Here is a 1,200-nt window from a genome sequence, read left to right as displayed (position 1 = left end):
ACAATCGTCCGCGCAAAATACTTGGATTCAAAACGCCCCTCGACGTCTTCTCCGAGGAGATCCTCAACAGCGTTGCGATTTAGAGTTGAATTCGCCGTGGAAAAAGCTGGTCCCGACAGCAAGTCAGTTGCAGGCATTTGCGTTTGATGCGTAAGACCACCATATTCACCGCGCCGGTATGTCGCCGGTATGTCGCCGGAATGGCCGAGTGGATACGTGCATGCCTGAATTGCCCGAAGTCGAAACTACGCTGCGCGGTCTGTCGCCGCATCTTGTCGGGCAACGTGTCCATGGCGTTATCTTGCGAAGGCCGGATCTGCGCTGGCCCATTCCCGAGCAGATCGAGCAGCTGCTCCCTGGTGCGACCATCATCAACGTGCGGCGTCGTGCGAAGTATCTGTTGATCGACACAGATGCGGGTGGCAGTGCGCTGCTGCATCTTGGGATGTCCGGGAGTCTACGCGTGCTGCCTGGCGATACGTTGCCGCGCGCGCACGATCACGTGGATGTCAGTCTGGAAAATGGACACGTGCTGCGTTTCAACGATCCGCGCCGATTCGGATGCCTGTTATGGCAATATGGTACGCAAACCCATGAGTTGCTTGCCACCCTTGGCCCAGAACCATTATCGGATGCATTTACTGGCGATTATCTGCATGCACTGGCGCGTGGCCGTCGTGCCGCGGTGAAAATCTTTCTGATGGATCAAGCGGTCGTCGTCGGCGTGGGTAATATCTACGCTGCCGAAAGCCTGCATCAAGCAGGAATCAGCCCATTCCGTGAGGCTGGGAAAGTGTCGTTAGACCGCTATCATCGCTTGGCTACTGCGGTAAAAGAAATTCTGGGATATGCGATCCAACGCGGAGGCACGACGTTGCGTGATTTCATCAGTCCCGACGGTGCACCTGGTTACTTCGAGCAAGAACTCACGGTGTACGGGCGTGGGGGTGAAGCCTGCAAGCAATGTGGACGTGTGTTGAAACACGCCACCATTGGTCAACGCGCGACGGTCTGGTGCGGTAGTTGCCAACGTTGAAAGCTAGCTAGTTGCCCCTGAAAAATCCCCTTCAAGCACCAAGCGCCGTCGGTGACAGCCGCACGGCGCTAACGGATCTGCAAAGTAGAAATCGCTCTGCAAGCAGGCGGCAATGAGGCGATGATCGGCGAACTCCTTGCCGTTGTCGGCGGTGAGGGTGTGCA

The 1,200-nt window shown here is 56.8% G+C and carries 1 protein-coding gene; it reads left to right on the top strand.

The window, feature by feature from the left end; all coding sequences use genetic code 11:
* The first annotated feature begins 220 nt into the window (after positions 1-220).
* A complete protein-coding gene (mutM, locus tag XpopCFBP1817_RS20775) occupies positions 221-1,036 on the top strand; it encodes a bifunctional DNA-formamidopyrimidine glycosylase/DNA-(apurinic or apyrimidinic site) lyase (protein WP_128418483.1) in 816 nt (271 codons plus the stop codon).
* The last annotated feature ends 164 nt before the right edge of the window (positions 1,037-1,200 follow it).

Origin of the sequence: Xanthomonas populi (assembly GCF_002940065.1) — a bacterium.
Lineage (GTDB): Bacteria > Pseudomonadota > Gammaproteobacteria > Xanthomonadales > Xanthomonadaceae > Xanthomonas > Xanthomonas populi.
The sequence above is the reverse complement of the archived record's forward strand: the minus strand, read 5'-3'. Positions and strand labels throughout refer to the sequence as shown.